The organism is Burkholderia sp. AU45251 (assembly GCF_030482905.1).
GTDB lineage: Bacteria > Pseudomonadota > Gammaproteobacteria > Burkholderiales > Burkholderiaceae > Burkholderia > Burkholderia aenigmatica.
The window spans coordinates 241,586-256,930 of the sequence record NZ_JAUJQH010000003.1 but is presented as its reverse complement, the minus strand read 5'-3'; the positions used below and the strand labels follow the sequence as shown (position 1 = coordinate 256,930).

The 15,345-nt window shown below is 68.3% G+C and carries 18 protein-coding genes; 7 read left to right on the top strand and 11 right to left on the bottom strand.

The genetic code is table 11. The features are described 5' to 3' along the window. Positions 1 to 73: 73 nt before the first annotated feature. From QZM67_RS10860 to QZM67_RS10835, 6 genes are all read right to left on the bottom strand, one after another. A complete protein-coding gene (locus tag QZM67_RS10860) occupies positions 74 to 697 on the bottom strand; it encodes a glutathione S-transferase family protein (RefSeq protein ID WP_301802647.1) in 624 nt (207 codons plus the stop codon). A gap of 72 nt (positions 698 to 769) precedes the next feature. Further along, positions 770 to 2,269 carry a TIGR01777 family oxidoreductase gene (locus tag QZM67_RS10855; protein ID WP_301802645.1) on the bottom strand — a complete coding sequence of 500 codons (1,500 nt, stop codon included), beginning with the start codon at positions 2,267 to 2,269 and terminating at the stop codon, positions 770 to 772. Continuing rightward, positions 2,266 to 3,132, bottom strand: a complete 867-nt coding sequence (locus QZM67_RS10850) for a thiol-disulfide oxidoreductase DCC family protein (protein ID WP_301802642.1) — start codon at positions 3,130 to 3,132, stop codon at positions 2,266 to 2,268. Before QZM67_RS10850 ends, QZM67_RS10855 begins: the two co-directional genes overlap by 4 nt. Before the next feature lie 97 nt (positions 3,133 to 3,229). Further along, the gene (locus QZM67_RS10845) at positions 3,230 to 3,700 is read right to left on the bottom strand and encodes a DUF2269 domain-containing protein (protein WP_175024998.1); all 471 of its coding nucleotides are present in this window, start codon (positions 3,698 to 3,700) and stop codon (positions 3,230 to 3,232) included. Continuing rightward, positions 3,697 to 4,950: an SDR family oxidoreductase gene (locus QZM67_RS10840; protein ID WP_301802877.1), complete on the bottom strand. Its 1,254-nt coding sequence runs from the start codon at positions 4,948 to 4,950 to the stop codon at positions 3,697 to 3,699. Before QZM67_RS10840 ends, QZM67_RS10845 begins: the two co-directional genes overlap by 4 nt. Positions 4,951 to 5,092: 142 nt before the next feature. Beyond that, complete coding sequence (locus QZM67_RS10835) at positions 5,093 to 5,626, bottom strand: GbsR/MarR family transcriptional regulator (protein WP_011353812.1); 534 nt, start codon at positions 5,624 to 5,626, stop codon at positions 5,093 to 5,095. Between the two features lie 160 nt (positions 5,627 to 5,786). Here QZM67_RS10835 and fabV point away from each other — a divergent pair, with 160 nt between their 5' ends. Then, positions 5,787 to 6,989: an enoyl-ACP reductase FabV gene (fabV, locus tag QZM67_RS10830; RefSeq protein WP_301802637.1), complete on the top strand. Its 1,203-nt coding sequence runs from the start codon at positions 5,787 to 5,789 to the stop codon at positions 6,987 to 6,989. 64 nt (positions 6,990 to 7,053) lie between these two features. Here the strand turns inward: fabV and QZM67_RS10825 are convergent, their stop codons facing one another. Further along, a complete protein-coding gene (locus QZM67_RS10825) occupies positions 7,054 to 7,758 on the bottom strand; it encodes an SDR family oxidoreductase (RefSeq protein ID WP_175025000.1) in 705 nt (234 codons plus the stop codon). A gap of 345 nt (positions 7,759 to 8,103) precedes the next feature. On the opposite strand from QZM67_RS10825, the gene QZM67_RS10820 reads away from it, so the two are divergent. Beyond that, on the top strand, positions 8,104 to 8,688 hold the full coding sequence (locus tag QZM67_RS10820; protein WP_175025001.1) for a TetR/AcrR family transcriptional regulator: 585 nt from the start codon (positions 8,104 to 8,106) through the stop codon (positions 8,686 to 8,688). A 93-nt stretch (positions 8,689 to 8,781) separates the two neighbouring features. Here the strand turns inward: QZM67_RS10820 and QZM67_RS10815 are convergent, their stop codons facing one another. After that, positions 8,782 to 9,360 (bottom strand): hypothetical protein, encoded by a 579-nt coding sequence (locus QZM67_RS10815; protein ID WP_301802631.1) that lies wholly within the window; start codon positions 9,358 to 9,360, stop codon positions 8,782 to 8,784. A 284-nt stretch (positions 9,361 to 9,644) separates the two neighbouring features. Here QZM67_RS10815 and QZM67_RS10810 point away from each other — a divergent pair, with 284 nt between their 5' ends. After that, positions 9,645 to 10,562 carry a DMT family transporter gene (locus tag QZM67_RS10810; RefSeq protein ID WP_301802628.1) on the top strand — a complete coding sequence of 306 codons (918 nt, stop codon included), beginning with the start codon at positions 9,645 to 9,647 and terminating at the stop codon, positions 10,560 to 10,562. Between the two features lie 15 nt (positions 10,563 to 10,577). On the opposite strand, the gene QZM67_RS10805 is transcribed toward QZM67_RS10810, so the two are convergent. Then, positions 10,578 to 11,363 (bottom strand): YhfC family intramembrane metalloprotease, encoded by a 786-nt coding sequence (locus QZM67_RS10805; protein WP_301802625.1) that lies wholly within the window; start codon positions 11,361 to 11,363, stop codon positions 10,578 to 10,580. A gap of 11 nt (positions 11,364 to 11,374) precedes the next feature. Next, entirely contained in the window at positions 11,375 to 11,905 is a 531-nt protein-coding gene (locus QZM67_RS10800; RefSeq protein ID WP_089451667.1) for a GNAT family N-acetyltransferase, read from the bottom strand. A gap of 204 nt (positions 11,906 to 12,109) precedes the next feature. Here QZM67_RS10800 and QZM67_RS10795 point away from each other — a divergent pair, with 204 nt between their 5' ends. The 4 genes from QZM67_RS10795 (at position 12,110) to QZM67_RS10780 (ending at position 14,274) form a co-directional block, all read left to right on the top strand. Beyond that, on the top strand, positions 12,110 to 12,475 hold the full coding sequence (locus QZM67_RS10795) for a helix-turn-helix transcriptional regulator (RefSeq protein WP_301802622.1): 366 nt from the start codon (positions 12,110 to 12,112) through the stop codon (positions 12,473 to 12,475). Beyond that, complete coding sequence (locus QZM67_RS10790) at positions 12,447 to 12,932, top strand: SRPBCC family protein (protein ID WP_301802620.1); 486 nt, start codon at positions 12,447 to 12,449, stop codon at positions 12,930 to 12,932. Before QZM67_RS10795 ends, QZM67_RS10790 begins: the two co-directional genes overlap by 29 nt. Before the next feature lie 119 nt (positions 12,933 to 13,051). Next, a complete protein-coding gene (locus QZM67_RS10785; protein ID WP_175025008.1) occupies positions 13,052 to 13,528 on the top strand; it encodes an SRPBCC family protein in 477 nt (158 codons plus the stop codon). Positions 13,529 to 13,635: 107 nt separating this feature from the next. Further along, positions 13,636 to 14,274 carry a 2-hydroxychromene-2-carboxylate isomerase gene (locus QZM67_RS10780; RefSeq protein WP_301802616.1) on the top strand — a complete coding sequence of 213 codons (639 nt, stop codon included), beginning with the start codon at positions 13,636 to 13,638 and terminating at the stop codon, positions 14,272 to 14,274. Positions 14,275 to 14,320: 46 nt separating this feature from the next. Here the strand turns inward: QZM67_RS10780 and QZM67_RS10775 are convergent, their stop codons facing one another. Further along, positions 14,321 to 15,304, bottom strand: a complete 984-nt coding sequence (locus tag QZM67_RS10775) for a LysR family transcriptional regulator (RefSeq protein WP_301802614.1) — start codon at positions 15,302 to 15,304, stop codon at positions 14,321 to 14,323. Positions 15,305 to 15,345: the final 41 nt, after the last annotated feature.

Below are 15,345 nucleotides of genomic sequence, written 5' to 3'. Positions count from 1 at the left end.
CCCGTGATGCCGGTCATGACGCGGACGCGGCGGCAATTGCCACGCCGCCGCACCGCGCGCTACCTGCGATGGATCACGGGTTCGCGCTGCCCGCGTACTTCTGGAAGCCTTCGCGCGTCGCGAGACGTTCGATATAGCGCGACACCGCCGGAAAATCCGGATGCTCGATCGGCGTGCCGAACCAGCGGTTCACCGACAGGCCGATCGGAATGTCCGCGAGCGTGAAGCCGTTGCCGGCCACGTACGCACCGGTCGCTTCGAGCTGCGCGTTCAGCACCTGCATGTGCTTCGTCCACCCCGCGATCGACTGCGCGATGCCGGCCGGATCCTGGTGATCGGGCGATTTCCGCACGAGGCCGAGGAACGCGCCGACCCACGAGCGGTTCAGGTCGGCACCCTGCCAGTCGATCCACTGATCGACCCGCGCGCGCGCCTGCGGCTCGGCCGGATACAGCGCGTCGCCGCCATAGCGGTTCGCGAGGTAGCGGATGATCGTGTTCGATTCCCAGAGCACGAAATCGTCGTCCTTGATGACGGGCACGAGACCGTTCGGATTCAGCGCGAGATAGGCCGGATCGTTGGTCGTACGGAAGCCCGCGCCCCAGTCCTCCTGTTCGAACGGCACGTTCAGCTCGGTGCACAGCCACAGCACCTTGCGAACGTTGATGGACGGGATCTTGCCGAGGATGTGCAGCATGCAGTCTCCTTGTGAGGTCGGATGCGGAGCGCCCGGGACACACGACACGTCCCGAACGCGTTCACGCCGAGTTTATACGCGACCGCGGGGCAAACGACAGGCCGTCCGCGGAAAATCCGCATGCGGCCGATTCGTCAGGTCACGCAGCGCATGCTCGGCCGTCGGGAACCGGAACATGAATCCGTCCTGATGCAGCCGCGCCGGCATCACCCGCTGCCCGTCCAGCAGCAGCTCGGCCATCTCGCCCATCGCGGCGCGCAGCGGCGCGGCCGGCACGTGCAGCCAGGCCGGGCGGTGCAGCACCTTCGACACGACCTGCACGAACTCGCGCTGGGTCAATGGCGCGGGCGCGACCGCGTTGTAGACGCCGTGCATGCCAGGATTCGCCATCGCGCGCGCGACGATCCGCAGCACGTCGTCCCGGTGGATCCAGCTCATCACCTGCGTGCCGTCGCCGAATCGTCCGCCCATCCCGAAATAGTGCGGCAACAGCATCGAGCGCAACGCGCCGCCGGGGCCGAACACGACGCCCAGCCGCAGCACCACCGAGCGAATACCGTAGCGCTCGAGCGGCTGCGCGGACTGCTCCCACTGCCGGCACAGCTCGGACATGAAGCCGGTGCCGGCGCTGCTGCGCTCGTCGAGCCGCTCGTCGGCAGCACGCACGCCGTAGTAACCGATCGCCGACGCCTGGATCCACGTGCGCGGCTTGACCTCGGCGGTCTCGACCCAGCGCATCAGCGATTCCGTGACGCCGACCCGGCTGGCGAGCAGCACCGCCTGCCGGCGCTTGCTCCAGCGCGCGCCCAGCACCGGCGCCCCCGCGAGATTGATGACCGTGTCGAAACGCTCGTGCGGCTGCAGCTGTTCGACGGAGGTCACGCTGCGCACGCGGCCGTGAAACTGATAGGCCGCGCGCAGCGGATCGCGCGCCAGCAACGTGACCGTATGCCCCGCATCGAGCAGCCCGTTCACGAGGGTTTCGCCGATGAAGCCGGTTCCGCCGGTCACGAGCACGTTCCCCGGCAGTTGCCCCGCGAATGGGTTGGCGACCGGCGCGCGTCGTGCGATCCGGCAGGCCGCGATCCCGTCGCGGATCCCCGATACCGTCACGCCGACAGCAAAAAGGCTCAGCACCCAGCCGCGCCAGCCGAGGTCGAGCGCCTGCAGCGCGGTCGGCTCCTGCACCCACGCGGCCAGCTGCATTGCGACCATTCCGAACAGCGCGCCGCCGTTGACGGCCAGCAGCGTGTGCAACACGCGCTCGGTTGACGGCAACTTGCGGCTCTGGTCCTCGACGACGAAATCCCACAACGTCAGCACCACCTCGACGACGACCACCGCCGCGAGGGCCGCGACCCACGCGCCGTGAAAGGCAACGTTCGCGATCGATGCGAACACGAGACCGTAAAGCACGGAACGCACCGCGTGAATCGCCAGCTCGAGCCGCGCGCGCGGGCTGTGCGGCAGATCCTGCGTGAGTTCGTGGTGATAGAGCGTATCGAATGCGCCCATCGCGCCCTGCACGATCAGCAGGTTGAGCGCCCAGTCGTAAGCAGCCAAGGTGTTCATATCGTGTCCCTCCTCCACAGCCAGACGAGCGGCGGCACCATCGCGACGAGTGCCGCCGCGTCGATCGCCACGTGCCCCGATACATGAGCCTGCAATGAAAACAGCATGTCCTGCGGCGCCCAGATCAACAGGCCGGCCAGCAGCCATCCCCACACTTCGCGGCGACGCAGCCGGTTGCCAAGGTGGATGAGCGCGAGCATCCAGACCGACGCGCATTGCACCGTCGCGCCGATCAGCGACATCCACCAGATCTGCTGCGCACGCGCCGGGTCGGGCGCCGTTCTCGCCCAGAAATGCAGCTCGATGACGCGGTGATACGCGTCGAGCCACGGCGCGTCGGCAACCCACGGAACGGCAATGCCGACGAGCAGGTGCGCGATCGCCGCGCAGTACATCCAGGTCACGACGATGCGGCGCGCCGCGTCACCCGCCGGACCATTCGCCGTAGGTTCGTCGACTCGGCCACTACCGCATGTCGCCCCGTCGCACTGCGCTTCGGCGTGGTAGCCGAGCCAGCGCGATACCGCATGCCGGTTGCGCGCGAAGCGGCGATACAGCGGCGCCAGCGCACTGCGGACGACCGGCTCGCGAAGCAGCCCGACGAGCCAGCGGCGCCCGGTCAGCGCATGGGCGGCCAGGATGCTGTCCACGCCGGTCAGCATGCGTCCGTCGGGCAGACGCGCGTGCAGCTCGCGGTTCAGTGCGGCCAGATCGACGCCCAGCGGCGCGGGATCGAAACCCGGCGCGGCGATATCGACGAAAGCCAGCCGCTGCCGCGTATCGCGGGCGCCGAGACGATTGATCTCCGCCACGCATAATGGACATCGTCCATCGAAGTACAGCACCAGTTCATTTGAGTCCATGATTCGCATTCCTTCTTTTTTCTGCCGCATGCCTGATGAATCGATCGACTGCTTTCCGCCATGCCATACCGCCACCCCCGCGCGGTGGACGGCGCGCTTACATCGGCTTGATCACCATCAGGAAGTAGACGGTCAGCATCGCGAAGAACGCCGGATAGCCGAGCAGTTCCCAGCGCTTCGCATAGCGCCAGTACCGTTCCGGCAACGCGGCAGCGCCGTTCACGTGCGCGAGCTTCGCCATCGAGGCCAGTTCGACCTGCAGCCACACGACCGGCAGCCAGCACGCGCCGGCGATCGCATACAGTACGATCGACGCGAGGAGCCACGGCGTATCCCACGGCCAGCCGGCCGTGTGCGCGAGCCAGAGCCCCGAGGCCGGCTGGAAGATCACGGCCGGCGTCGTGAACCACCAGTCCGCGCGCACCACGAGGCGCGACACGGCCGCGATCGCGGGTACCGAGCGCGTGCGGTTCGCGAAGAACAGGTAGAACGCGGTGCCGAACCCCGTGCCGACCAGCAGCACCGAGGACAGGATGTGAAGCGCCTTGATGACGAGATAGGTATTCATGCGCTGTCTTCTTCTGAAAAAAGGATCAACAGGATGGCGAGAATCGGTACGTTCTTGAGCACCGGGCCGAACGGTTCAGCGAGCAGGCCCGGCATCGTGACCGCGATGACCGCCGAATACGCGACGATCAACGCGGCTTGCGCGACCCACAGGCGGCGCGACGGCGCCACGACGGTCGCGATGCCGAACCCGAAGTCCAGCGCGCCGGCCGCATAGAGTGCGATCAGCGCAGGCAGCCCGGTCAGGTGCGCAGGCGCGAGCAGCGCGAGGCTCGCGTGCAGCGGATGGATGAACGCGCTGGCGATGGCGGTCCAGATCCACACAATCGCAAGCGCGCCGCGCAGCAGCGGGCGACGCCACATCGCGAGTGCGTCGCGACGCAGCGCGGCGGCTGGCGCGCCGATGAAGCCGTCGATCCCGCGCGGCGCCCGGCCGAGCAGGGCCGTGGTCGCTGCCGGATCGCCGGTGTTCCCGCCGCGCAGCATCGTCCACGTGTCGCGCGTGAACATCGCGCCCGGCAGCGTGCCGAACAACGTGGCCGTCGCGCCGGCCAGCGGGCCCGGCAACGTCACGCGGGCAGCCGGCGGAAACCCCAGCGCGGCACGGTAGCGGGCCAGCATCTCGCGGTATTCGACTTCGTCGTTGCCGACCACGTCGATCACCGGGTTGCCCGCCGCCGGCGCATCGACGCATCGTGCGACGACTTCGGCGAGATCGTCGACGTGCACGGGTCGCAACCGCTGATGGCCGCCCGCCGGCAGCACGTGCACGGGCAGGCTCGCGAGCATCCGGAAAAACCGCGCCGACGCACCGTCCGTGCCGTAGACCAGCGCGGGACGCACGATCCGGAAGTCGATCGGCAGCGTCTGCAGGAAGCGGTCGGCTGCGACCTTGCTGGAGAAGTAGCGCGTATCGCCACGCTCGACGCCAAGCGCCGAGATCTGGATCACGCGCCGCACGCCGGCGCGGCAGCACGCGATGAAGAGTGCGCACGGCGCGGCGCGATGCACGGCGTCGAGCGTCGCGCCGCGTCGATCGGCGAGGATGCCGACCGCATTGATCACCACGTCGACGCCCGCCAGCCGCGCGAGCCACGCGTCGGGATCGATGTCCTTCGCGAAGTCGATCGCGACGTCGGACGGACCGGCCGCACGATGCACGCCGCGCAGCACGCGATGGCCGCCAGCTTCGAGCTGCGCGCACAGTGCCCGCCCGATGAAGCCGTTCGCACCGCACACGAGGACGGTCATGCTGCGCGTACCGGTGCAGCCACGCAGGCTGGTCGACGGCAAGACAGTGTTCATTTTCATCCTCTATTTACAGTCATTTCTGTACAGACAGAAATAACAACCCCGAAAAAAGCGGGCTGTCCGCCCGCATTGCGCGCCCCGCTTACTTCGACGGCTTGCGCCTGACCGTCTGGCTGATCTTCGCACCGATGCCGAGCGCCTTCATCAGCGTATCGGGCTTGAGCCGCAGCATCTCGTCCGACCAGGTCGTGAGCGTCTCGACGAACTGCAGGGTGTCGCGGATACGCTGCTCGGTCTCGCGGCTCTCGTTCGCGATCTCGGGATTCGTCAGGCAGTCGCGCAGCACCGTGAGCGTCGGCTCGATCTCGCGCTGGCGCCGCCCTTCGACGATCAGCTTGAACAGTTCCCAGATGTCGGTCGACGTCTCGAAGTGGTCGCGGCGGTCGCCCAGCACATGCACGACCTTCGCCAGCCGCCACGCCTGCAGCTCCTTCAGGCTCGTGCTGACGTTGGAGCGCGCCACGTTGAGCGTCTCGGCGATCTCGTCGGCCGCGATCGGCCGGCCGGCCAGATAGAGCAGCGCGTGGATCTGCGAGACGGTGCGGTTGACGCCCCACCGCGAGCCCATTTCGCCCCAGTGGAGAATGAATCGTTCGGCAATCGGTGTGAGTTCCATGTCGTGCAATTTAGGCATTTCAGTTATTTCTGTCAAGAGAGAAATAACCGGGCGATCCGCCAGGTTCCGGCGGCGTCCGCCCGCGATCTGCCGCATCCTTTACAATGCGCGGGATTTTCCCGAATTCAGGCCGTTTCTGCCTTTCAGACAAGAGGTTCCCATGATCATCAAACCGCGCGTGCGTGGCTTCATCTGCGTGACGACTCATCCGGTCGGCTGCGAAGCCAACGTCAAGGAACAGATCGACTACGTGACTTCGCACGGCCCGATCGCCAACGGCCCGAAAAAGGTGCTCGTGATCGGCGCGTCGACCGGCTACGGCCTCGCCGCCCGGATCTCGGCCGCCTTCGGCTCGGACGCGGACACGCTCGGCGTGTTCTTCGAGCGCGCCGGCAGCGAAACGAAGCCGGGCACGGCCGGCTGGTACAACAGCGCCGCATTCGAGAAATTCGCCGCCGAAAAGGGGCGCTATGCGCGCAGCATCAACGGCGACGCATTCTCCGACAAGGTCAAGCAGATCACGATCGACACCATCAAGCAGGATCTCGGCAAGGTCGATCTCGTCGTCTACAGCCTCGCGGCACCGCGCCGCACGCACCCGAAGACGGGCGAAACCATCAGCTCGACGCTCAAGCCGATCGGCAAGACGGTCACGTTCCGCGGCCTCGACACCGACAAGGAAGTGATCCGCGAGGTCACACTGGAACCGGCCACGCAGGAAGAGATCGACGGCACCGTCGCCGTGATGGGCGGCGAGGACTGGCAGATGTGGATCGACGCGCTCGATGAAGCCGGCGTGCTGGCCGACGGCGCGAAGACCACCGCGTTCACGTATCTCGGCGAGCAGATCACGCACGACATCTACTGGAACGGCTCGATCGGCGAAGCGAAGAAGGATCTCGACAAGAAGGTGCTGTCGATTCGCGACAAGCTGGCCGCGCACGGCGGCGACGCGCGCGTGTCGGTGCTGAAGGCCGTCGTCACGCAGGCAAGCTCGGCGATCCCGATGATGCCGCTGTACCTGTCGCTGCTGTTCAAGACGATGAAGGAAGCCGGCACGCACGAAGGCTGCATCGAGCAGGTGTACGGCCTGTTCAAGGACAGCCTGTATGGCGCGAAGCCGCACGTCGACGAAGAAGGCCGCCTGCGTGCGGACTACAAGGAGCTCGATCCGCAGGTGCAGGCGAAGGTCAGCGCGCAGTGGAACCACGTGACGAACGACAACCTGTACGAACTGACCGACTTCACCGGCTACAAGACCGAGTTCCTGCGGCTGTTCGGCTTCGAGATCGCCGGCGTCGACTACGACGCGGACGTGAGCCCGGACGTGAAGATCCCGGGCATCATCGACACCACCGCCTGACGGTACGGCCCGCCGCCCACGCTGCGCGTGCAGCGGAGGCGGCGGGTGCGAGATTCCGGCGGCGTCAACGCGGCGCCGGTTCTTCCAGATAGACGCCCGACGACAGCGTGGCCTTCACCTGCCGCGTGAACTCGTCGGTCGACACTTCTTCCTCCCCCGCTTCGATCGCTTCGTACGCCTGGCGCACGACGTCGGCCGGCGTCGCCTTCGGCACGTCGAGGCCGGCCGTCAGGTCGGTATCGATGAAGCCGGCATGCAGCCCGACGACCTGCGTGCGCTGCTCGCGCAGCGAATGGCGCAGGCCGTTGGTCAGCGCCCATGCGGCCGATTTCGACACGCCGTAGCCCGCCAGGATCGGCCGGTTCACCCAGCTTGCGACGGACAGGATGTTCAGGATCGCGCCGCCGCCATTCCCGGCGAGGATGCCCGCGAACGCGCGCGACATCGCCAGCATCCCGAATACGTTGGTTTCGAAGTGATCGCGCAACGCGTCCTCCGCGCCTTCGTCCGTCAGGCTGCCGAGCCGCGCGATGCCCGCGTTGTTGATCAGCAGCGTGACGTCGCGTGCGGCATCGGCTGCCGCGGCGACGGCCGCCGGATCGGTCACGTCGAGCTTCACCGGCACGACGCCCGGCAACGTCACGGTGGCCGGATCGCGCGCCGCCGCGTACACCTTGCGCGCCCCTCTCGCGAGCGCCTGCTTCGCAAACTCGAGCCCGAGCCCGCGGTTTGCACCCGTGACGAAAACGACTGCCCCTTCGATCTTCATGTTCGTTCCTTTCGCGTGATGAATCGCATGCGCGCCGGCTCGCCGCGCGCGTGAGATCCGGTGGAAAACCAGGCTGCCATTGCTCGTCGAACCGTTGCGCCGCCGGGCGGTGGACGGTGAACGTTCCGCTGCCCTTCCTGCCCCTGCCGCGCCAAAGACGCCGACCGATTGCCATCCGATGTTCCGGCCTTGGCTTTGCACCCTCCGCCAAGTCGGCTACACTCGATGTCAATGTCGATCACCCTTGTCTTTGCGATGCATTGTGTTCGCGCAAGTCGGGCATGTCAATGGTGATCGCCATTGTGCTTTCCAATCGACGCAATCGGCAAAAAAAAGGGTGGATCGATGGGTGTGTCAAGACAGCAGGCTGCCGAGAACCGGAGCGCGATCGTCGCGGCCGCCGAGCGGCTGTTCCGCGTGCGCGGCGTCGACGCGGTGGGGCTCACGGAGCTGATGAAGGAAGCCGGCTTCACGCAGGGCGGCTTCTACAACCACTTCAAGTCGAAAGACGCGCTGGTCGCCGAGGTAATGGAAAAGGCGATGCAGGACCGCGCGGATTCGCCGAACGCCAGCAGTCTCGATGCGCAGGTGGCGCTGTACCTGTCGGCCGCGCATCGCGACAACGTCGAAGCCGGATGCCCGTTGTCGGGTTTCGCGGGCGATGCGCCGCGACTGACCGATGCGGCGCGGGCGTGCTATGCGCACGGCCTCGCCACCTATCTCGACCGGCTGGAACGGATGGTGGCCACGGAAGGCGCGACGCCGGCGCAGACGCGCCGCGACGCGATCGCGGTCTTCAGCCAGATGGTCGGCGCGCTCGTGCTGTCGCGCGCGATTGCGGGCACCGACCCCGCGCTGGCAGACGAAATCCTCGCAGCAGGGCGGGACACGCTCGTCGCCGGACGGGACGATCCGGGCGCATCGGCTTAGTCGCGCCAGAACGTCACGGCGCGTCGGCCTGCGCGGCCTGAGCGGCGTGTTGGCGTGCCGACGTGCGCGGCGGTATTGCCGCGTCCTGCCGCGCTATTCGACGCCCCGTGCGGCATCCCACAACGGCTGCGCACCGCGCGCCGCATTCCAGGCGGCAAAACGCGTGCGCCACGATTCGAACGGCTCCGCCAGCGGGTGGCGCGGATCGTCGCTGAGCGAATACGCCATCCCTTCGATCAGCCAGCGCGGCTTGGTCGCGACGGCCAGGTTGCCGAGCACTTCCGCCTGCCGGTGATGGATCAGCTCGTGCGCGAGAAAGTAGGTCTGCCAGCCGCGCGGCGCGACGACCACGCCGAAATTCCCGAGCGTCAGCGCCGCACGCTGGCCGACGCCGAATCCATCGGCGCACGCGCGCGTCGAACAGAACACGACGCGCGGCGCCGCCTGGAACGGGCCGACGGCCGCCGCCGCGCGCGCATAGCCGTCGCGATAGAGCTGCCGCGCGTCGTCGAGCTTCGTGGCATCGTCCGTGCAGAGATCGGCGCTCGGGCACGACACGCCGGGAACCAGCGCGGGCGCGACGACGCGCAGCGGCTTGACGAGCGCATACGCGGCAATCGGCAGCGCGACGAGCAGGCCCGTGAGGGCGAAAGCGACATAGGAGCGTTTCATCGAGGCGGCGGTTCCGGGGCAATCCGTTGATGTTTTCCTGCGTGAATATATCGGACTGGCGACGTCACCGGCCCTGTTTCATTCACGGCCGAAACCCGACGGACGGCCTGGGCTCGCCACGACTGGCGAGACGTTCCGGCGCTCGCCATCGCGATCTATCCCTCTGTCCACACAAAGACCTTTTACGACCTAATTGCGCCTGAATAATATATTGGACGCATTACCGGGCGCACCGCATCCTTGCCCTCTACCGGCTCGCAACGGCCGCACGACCAGGACAGGACATGAACGGAAACGAACGGCTCGCCGGCATCGGCTACGGATTGCTCGCGGCGCTCATCTGGGGCGGTTTCCCGGTCGTCACGCGCCTCGGCGTCACGCACTCGGCCCTCGATGCGTACGACATCGCGTTCATTCGCTTCGTCGTCTCCGGCACACTGCTGCTGCCCGTCCTGCTGCGCCGCGGCCTCGGCACGCTGCGCCCGGCGTCGGTCGCGCTGATGGTCGCCGGCGCCGGCGCGCCCTACATCCTGACCGTCGCGGCGGCGTTGAGCCGTGCGCCGGTCGGCTACTTCGCGCTGACGCCGGGCAGCATGATCGCGTTCACGGCCATCCTCGGCAGGCAGATCGCGCACGAGCGGCTGAGCACCGCGCAGGTCGCCGGCATCGTCACGATCCTGGCCGGCATCACGCTGGCCGCGTCCGATGCGCTGCGCGGTGCGATCGGGTTGCCGGCTCTCACGCTGTTCATGCTTGGCGGCCTGCTGTGGGCCGTCTATAACGTCACGACGAAACGCGCCGGCGCCAGTGCGCTGCACGCGACGGCCGTCGTGTCGGTCGGCTCCGCGGTGCTCTACTGCCCGCTCTATCTCGCCGTGCGCGGCGGCGCCGTGCTGCATGCGCCGGTCGCGGCGATCGCCACGCAGGCGATCTACCAGGGCGTGCTGATGTCGGTGCTGGCGCTCTACTGCTTCAGCCGGGCCGTCGTCGCACTCGGCCCGGCGATCGGCGCGACCTTCGCCGCGCTGATGCCGCTGCTCGCCACGCTCGAAGCCATGCTGCTGCTCGGCGAACGGCCGCACACGCCGGCGCTCGCGGGCATCGCGATCGTCACGGCCGGGATGGGGTTGAGTCTCGTCAGCCGGTGGCGAATGGGCGATGCGCCGGCCATCCGGCGGCCGAACTCCGCTGCAAACGGCTGAACCGAGCCCTGCCCATCAGGCGACGTGCCTCGTACTCGTGTCGCCGGCACCCGTCGTCCGGCGGCTCCAGCGCCTGCCCAGTAACAGGAGCGCAACGCCGGACACGAACAGGATCGCCTCGACCAGCACCGTCTCGACATGCCAGTACCGCGTCAGCAGCACGGCAACGAGGTCGAACATGAAATGGAGCGCAATCGCATACGCGAGCCAGCGTTTCGTCCCGCGCACGAACGTCTGCAGCACGATCAGCGACAGCCCGACATGCGCGGCCAGCGCGCTCGCGCGTTCGAGCAGCGCGAGCAACGGCGATGCGAGCGTCATGCCCGCGAACTGCGACCCGATCAGCGACTGCACGCCCTCGGGCACAACGACGCCCGCGTGCGCGAGCAGATAACCCGTGCCGAGCGCGAGAAACCCGACGCCGACCAGCAACATCGCCTCCAGCCCGCCGTGCCCGAGCCCGAGCATCACGGCCGTGGGCGCGTCATGCCGCTTCGGCAGCAGATACCGGAACGCGACCCAGCGCCCGCCCTCCTCGAAGAGCCCGGCCGTCAGCGCCGCGAACACGAGCATCGGCAGGTGCCAGCGCGGATCGTGCGCGAGCCAGCGGTACAGCGGAATCTGCCACGACATGCGCAATACCGGCTGGAACACGAAGAAGGTCAGCATGCCGTAGAAAAACACGCGCCACGGCACCTGCGTGCGGCGCCGCCACGCGGCCGCGAGCCACGCAGGCGCGAGCAGCGCGGCGAGACCGGCCGCGAGCGTGAGGAACAGGAGCGCCGGCGCAACGGGATGCACGGCGCGCCCGGTTACGCGAGCTGCTTGTGGAAATACGTGGTCGCGCAGAGCGTGCCGTCGGGCATCAACGCAAAGTTCGGCACGACACCGACGCGCTGCCAGCCGGCCCGCTCGTACAGCCGCTCGGCATCGCCGCCCGTCACCGTGTCGAGCACGAGCACGGTCTTGCCGGCGTCGCGCGCGGCCGCGTCGGCCGCCGCCATCAGCCGCGCGGCGATGCCCTGCCGGCGCGCATGCCGCGACACGAGCATCTTCGAGATATCCGCGCGATGCGGCTGGTTCTCGGGCTGCGCGGTCACGACCTGCACGGTGCCGAGGATCCGGCCGGCCGCATCCTCGGCAACGAGCAGGATGCGCTCGCCGTTCGCGACGCCGTCGGCGACGCGGGTCCAGAACGCGACGGCGGTCGGCCTGGCGATCGGCAACATGAAGCTGACGGACGCACCGCCCTCGACGCAATCGATCAGCACGTCGGCCAGCGCATCGACGCAGGTCATCGCTTCGCCCGCGTCGACGCGGCGGACGGTAACGGATTCGGTCATGCCATCTCCGGTAGTCAGATAGGCCGCACGCGCAGGTTCGGCGTGCGCCCGGATCGGAAGGAATCCCGGCCGGCCGTCGCGGCTCGCGCAACGGCGGCAGGCGCGCGGCGACGCCGCGCCCGGTCGGCGCGTGTTACCGCCCCAACATCCTACGCGACGAAAATTTCCGTTGCATCGCCGTTCAGCTCCCCTATACTTAGCCACATGGCTAACTTTCAACCCGGCATCAGCGACGTCTTCCACGCCCTCGCCGATCCGACGCGCTGCGCGATCGTCAGTGCGCTCGGCCACGGCGAACGGACCGTCTCCGCGCTGGCCGCGCCGTTCGACATGGCGCTGCCGTCGTTCATGAAGCACGTCGCGGTGCTCGAGCGCAGCGGCCTCGTGCAGACCCGGAAAGCCGGCCGCTCGCGCACCTGCACGCTGGTCGGTAGCCGGCTGAGCGAGGCCGAGGCATGGCTCGCCGAGCAGCGCGCGCTGTGGGAAGCCCGATCCGATCGTCTCGTTGAATTCGTCGAACGCCGTTACCAGGAGGAGCAAGATGTCCGCAAGCCCCGTCGAACCCGTTGAAACCCTCGATCTCGTCATCACGCGCACGCTGCGCGCGCCGCGCCACGCGCTGTGGCGCGCGTGGACCGACCCCGAACTGCTGAAGGAATGGTGGTGCCCGAAACCGTGGACCACCGAAGTGCGCGCGTTCGACCTGCGGCCGGGCGGCGCCTTCCACACGTTCATGCGCGGCCCCGACGGCGGCACGAGCGACAATCCCGGCTGCTTCCTCGAGATCGTGCCCGAATCGCGTATCGCGTTCACGTCGATGCTCGCGGGCGGCTGGCGCCCGCAGGCGCCGTGGATGGGCTTCACGGCGATCATCACGATGGCCGACGACGATGCGGGCACCCGCTACGAAGCGCGCGTGATGCATCCGGACGCCGCGACACGCGAGCGTCATGAAGCGCTCGGCTTCTTCGAGGGCTGGAACACCTGCATCACCCAGCTCGACGCCTTCGCGGCCACGCTGCGCTGAGCGCGGCCGCGTGTGCGGTCATTGCATGCCGCCTCCCGCGCGCCTAGGATTCCTGAAGGAAGCATGACGACACGCCGGCCTCCGGCGTGCACCGTCGCGCGCGCTCCGCGGGAGGCAACATGTTGCACACGCACACGCATTCGACCCGGGTCAGCCGGCACCTGAACGCCCCGCGCGGGCGCGTCTACCGCGCGTTGCTCGATCCGCACGCGGTCGAGCAATGGAAGGTGCCCGACGGCATGACGTGCCGCGTGCATGCGTACGACGCGCGTGAAGGCGGCGCGCTGCGCGTGTCGCTGAGCTACGACGCGCCGTCGGCCGGCACCGGCAAGACCGCCGCGCACACCGATACCTATCACGGCCGCTTCGTCACGCTCGTGCCGGACGAGCAGATCGTCGAGATCGACGTGTTCGAGACCGACGATCCGATGCTGCGCGGCGCGATGACGATCACGATCACGCTGTCCGACGAAGCGGGCGGCACGCGCGTCGACGCCGTGCACGACGGGGTGCCGCCCGGCGTGCCGGCCGCCGACAACGAGACCGGCTGGCAAATGGCGCTGGCGAGACTCGCGGCGCTGGTGGAGGCCGCGTAGCGGCCGTTCGTGCCGGCGGCGGGTGAGATGCGGCAGCGCAAAGCGCCGCCGCGTGCGACACTGGCCCGCACCCTATCCATCCGGACCCGCACGAGGAGACGCTCGCGATGAACGCCGCACGCACCGCCACCTGGTATTTCGATTTCGTTTCGCCGTTCGCCTATCTGCAGCAGGAACGGTTCGACCAGCTCCCGCCAGCCGCCGCCTTCGAGCCGCGGCCCATCGTGCTCGGCGCACTGCTTGCGCACTGGGGCCAGAAAGCACCGGCCGAGATCGCGGCGAAACGCGTCTTCACCTATCGCCACGCGCAATATCGCGCGGACAAGCTCGGCATTCCGTTCCGGATGCCGCCCGCGCATCCGTTCAATCCGATCAAGCCGCTGCGCCTCGCGATCGCGATGGGCAACGCGCCCGACGCGATCCGGCGGATCTTCCGGCATATCTGGCGCGACGGCCAGGACGTGTCGACACCGGAAGGCTTCGCCGCGCTGTGCGAAGCCGTCGGCTTTCCGGAAGGCGTGACGGCCGTCGACGCCCAGCCGGTGAAGGACGCGCTGCGCGCGAACACCGATGATGCGATCGCGCACGGCGTATTCGGCGTGCCGACCTTCGAACTCGACGGCGACCTGTTCTGGGGCGAGGACGCGACCGACATGTTCGCCGACTGCGCGACGTCGCGCGCGTGGCTCGATTCGCCCGAGGTGCGCCGCATCAGCGCGCTGCCCGAAGGGATCCGGCGCGGCTGACGGCGTCGCAGCCGCGCGGCGCTCGCGGCGCATTCCGCATCCCGCGTCAGGCGTCGCGCCCTTCGACGAGCCCCGGCACGGCCTCCCGCATCATCGCGGCAAACCGCACGAGCCGCGACGGATAGAACTGCGCATGCGGGTAGGTCAGGTAGACGGGCAGCGGCGCGGCCTGCCACGCGGGCGCGAGATGGACGAGTTCACCACGCGCGAGGTGGTCGGCCAGCATCCATGACGAGCCGACGCACGCGCCCACGCCCAGCAGCGCCGCGCTGCGCAGCGCGTACAGGTTCGCGGTCGTGAAGCGCGGGCGGATCGCAATGCGCCGCGTCTCGCCCGTGACCGAATGCGTGAGCGCCAGTTCGGTGCGGTAGTACGTGCGCAGCGACAGCCACGGCAACGCGGCCAGCGCGTCGGGGTCGGCCGGCACGTCCGCACCATTCAGCACGGACGGTGCGGCAACCACGAAGCGCGGCACCTTCGAGAGCCGGATCGCGACGACGGCCGGATCGGTCGGCTCGCCCACCTGGATCGCGCAATCGATGCCGCTGCCGACGAAATCCCGCACTTCGTCCTGCAGCAACCATTCGACCGACACGCGCGGATAGTCGCGCAGGAACCGCGCGATCGGCGCGACGAAACGCTCCTGGCCGAACGCGTGCGGCACCGCGACCCGCAACAGCCCGTCAGGCTCCTCCTGTGCACCGCGCAGATCGGCCTCGAACGCCGCCCAGTTCGCCAGCAACTCCTTCGCGCGCTTGAAGCAACGCTCGCCGTCGACGGTCAGCCGCATCGTGTGCGTCGTGCGCTGCAGCAGCCGCATGCCGAGCGAGCGTTCGAGCGCCTGCAGCCGCCGGCTGATCGTCGGCTGCGTCGTATTCAGTTGCGCGGCAGCGGCCGACAGACTGCCGGCCTCGACTATGCGCACGAAGGTTTCCATCAGCTCGAAACGATAGCCGGCGCCGTCCACCGGCACCGCCTGAACGCGCGAAGACCCGCCAGCAGCACGGGAGAAGGGGGATTTTTCGGTCATGCGTGAAGCGTATAACAAATCTGCGCAGGGCGGCACTACCG